The sequence below is a fragment of the Actinosynnema sp. NPDC023658 genome, from assembly GCF_040639995.1.
GTDB lineage: Bacteria > Actinomycetota > Actinomycetes > Mycobacteriales > Pseudonocardiaceae > Actinosynnema.
Genome location: NZ_JBFAAX010000689.1, coordinates 1 through 3077, shown reverse-complemented (window position 1 = coordinate 3077; position 3077 = coordinate 1). Strand labels below are relative to the sequence as shown.

Annotated in this window: 1 protein-coding gene; it reads right to left on the bottom strand. The window is 75.4% G+C overall.

The window, feature by feature from the left end; genetic code table 11:
• Positions 1–3077: hypothetical protein (locus tag AB0G02_RS33225; RefSeq protein ID WP_360802210.1), on the bottom strand; the 3077-nt coding region annotated here is incomplete at both ends.

Genomic DNA, 3077 nt, shown 5'->3' with positions numbered 1-3077 from the left:
GATCCGGTTGCCGGTCAGGACCCGGCCCGCGCTCGCGGGTCGCAGCGGCACCACGTCACCCTCGTAGGAGGAGTCGCGGCCGACGCGCGTGCGCACCAGCAACCGGTCGCCGCGGTGGACCGCGGTGAGGAACCACGGCGGCACGGTCCCGGCGAGCCAGCCGTAGGCCTCCTCGACGACCTCGACGACCTCCGTGTCCCCCGCGTGCTCCGCCCCGCCGGCGAGCGGCGTCTCGCCGACGTAGCCGGTCACCCCGGACTCCACCTCGCTGTACCGGGCGGCGGCCATGCCGACGGCGTGGGCGCGCTCAAGGGGGAAGAACTGCCCCTCGACGCGGCCGGTCACCGGGTGCACCAGCGGGAAGCTCACCACGTCGTCGGGTTCGGGCGCCAAGCGCCGGAACACCCGGACGGGGCCGCCGCCCACGTCCCCGGAGCCGGGCGCGCCGAACTCCACCGGGCCGTCGAACCACAGCACGTCGCGGAAGTAGCCGCCCCGCGCCATCCCCTCGGCGAACCCGTCCACCTCGACCGGCGCGTGGCCGAAAGCGGCGAGCAGCAGGGGCAGGTCGGGGTCGACACCGGCCATCCGGCGGACGGCGGGTTCCCCGGCGAGGACGCCCGCGAGGCCCGATCCCGTCACGGGCACGGCCACGTCGTCGGAGCGGGAGGCGAGGTAGCCCTGTGCCGAGCGGGAGGCGAGCAGCAGCGGTGGCTGCCGCCCCGGTGGCCACTCCCGCTGTTCCCGGGGGACGCCGGCGGCCTCCAGCAGCCGTGCCACCCCCTCGGGGGTGGAGTGCCACGCCCACGCCCGGGCGCGCTCGACGTCGTCGTCGTCACCCGGCGCACGTGCCACCAGGGCGGCCGGCCTCCCATCCGCCCTGGTCAGCCGGGTCAGCTCCAGGTCACCGGCGCGCAGTTGCGACACCCACCGGAAGGAGTGCCGCCCGTTCCCGCCGACCAGCGCGTAGACGTCGTGGAAGTGGTTCTTCGCGCGCAGCGCCGAGGCGAAGTCGAACCCGACACCACCGGTCCGGGGCCGCTTGCCCGCGTCCTCGCCGATCAGCAGCACCGGGCGGTCCACGCCCTCTTCCAGCTCGGCGACGAAATCGTCGTCCTCCAGGTGCAGCGCGCCGACCGCCCGACCACCCAGGTGCACGACCCCGCCGTCGACCAGGGCCACGTCCACGTGCTGCTCGGTGGAGTCCACGAGCACCAGGACGGGCTCGCGGTCACCCCAGCGGGGATCGCGCCACCGGCCCTTCCTGATCTCGGTGGCGACGCGTTCCAGTGCTGTGCCGAGGGGGCGCGAACCGCGCAGGCGGAACCCGCCACCGCGCTCGTGGACCACGTCGTCGAGCGACGCGACCGGCCCCAGGCGCAAGCGGCCGTTCGGGGGCAGCACGACCGGGAGGACGGGGTCCTCGACCAGTGGTCCGGCGTACTGCCCGGTGGGTCGGTACCCCTCCGATTCGTACAGGAGCCGCAGCAGCTCCCGGTTCAGGTCGCCGTCCGCCTCGTCCCCGGCGGTGACCAGCACCAGCGGCCTGCGCACCGGAGCGGCCACCAGCGACATGAAGGGCCCGAGCCCCATCAGCAGCTTCAGCGTCTCCTCCGCCGTCAGCCTGAGGAGCCGGTCGTCGGAGAGGCGGACGACGTACCGCCCGCGCGCGCTCTCCAGGTACAGCGTGAACGGCCGGACGCGGTCACCGACCGCGCTCGCCGCCCAGGGCACCTCGACGATCTCGACGGTCCGGTCCGCGCGGGCGACGCCCATCAGGTGCTCGGACCCGGGACCGACCTGCCGCACGGCCTCGCGCAGCGAGGGATACCGGCTGTCGTCGCCGAGGAGGGCCATCCCCCAGTGCCGGGTCACGCCGCTGCCCAGGGGCTGCCACCGCACGTCCGAGGGCCGCAGCGCCGACACCTTGGCGAACCGGGCCGCGCCGAGGTCGACCGTCCCGGTGCCCGGCTTGATCAGCAGCGGTCCGGTGTTGACCTCGACCCGGCGGTAGGCGCCGTCGCCGCGCAACGCCTCGGCGAACCGCTCGGCCGCCTTGATGTGCAGGCCGTGCGGGTCGAGCTGCTCGACCATCAGCACCACGGGGGTGCTCAGGTCGAGGTCACGCGCCGCGGTGCCCCTGGCCTCCACGCGGGCGACGAGCTCCGCAGCGAGGGCGGCCGGGCCGATCCACCTGTCGCGGGCGAAGAACCAGCCGTTGGTGAAGTGCGCGTACAGGTGCAGCGCGGACGCGCCGGGCATCGCCTGGTCCACCCGCGTCCACCGCGCCGCGTCGGCCATCGCCCAGGCCGGCGCGGGGAGCATCACGGGGGTTGGTCTGCCCAGCACCACCGCGTCCGCGGTCGGCACGGCGGGGTCGCCCGCGCCCAACTGCCGGAACCCGCCCGCACCGGTCAGCTCGACCCGGTCCGGGAAGACCTCGACGCCGCCCCGGTGGCCGTACCCCCTCGCCCAGCGCCGCAGCGGCTTCGCGTCGGCGACCTCGCAGCTCAGCAGGGTCAGCGTCGACTCGGGGGGCGCCACGCGGGTGGTGGCCAGCAGCAGCATGAAGGCGCGGTCGTCCAGCACGACCTCCCCACCGGCCCGCAGGGGCACGTGGTACCCGGCGTCGTCGTGGTGCACGGCGACGTGGAACCGGCGGGAGCCGTCCTCCGGGGCGGTGAACCGCTTCCCCGCACCGTTCGTGAACGCCCTCCGCGCGACGTCCGCCTCCTGCCCCGAGAGGAAGCCGACACCGACGCGTTCGCCCTCGGCGTCCACCAGGTCGACGAACTCGACGTCCCGCGAGGTCAGCGCGGGCCGCTCGTTGTACGCGGCGATCTCGCGGTCCACGGCCTCCTTCGCGGCCCACCACTCCCGCTTCCCGGCGTCGGCGGCGGCCCGGGCCTGCCACACCGCGTCCGTTCCGGTGGCGATCCGTACCCGCAGTTCGCGGACGCGCGCCTCGGCGGTCGCGCGTGCCTCGGCGCGCTTCTCCCCGTCCTGCGCGGCGCGGGCGCGGGGGTTGGTCGTCGCCGGCGGTGCGTACGCGCTGATCGCGCAGTGGCCGGCTTCCG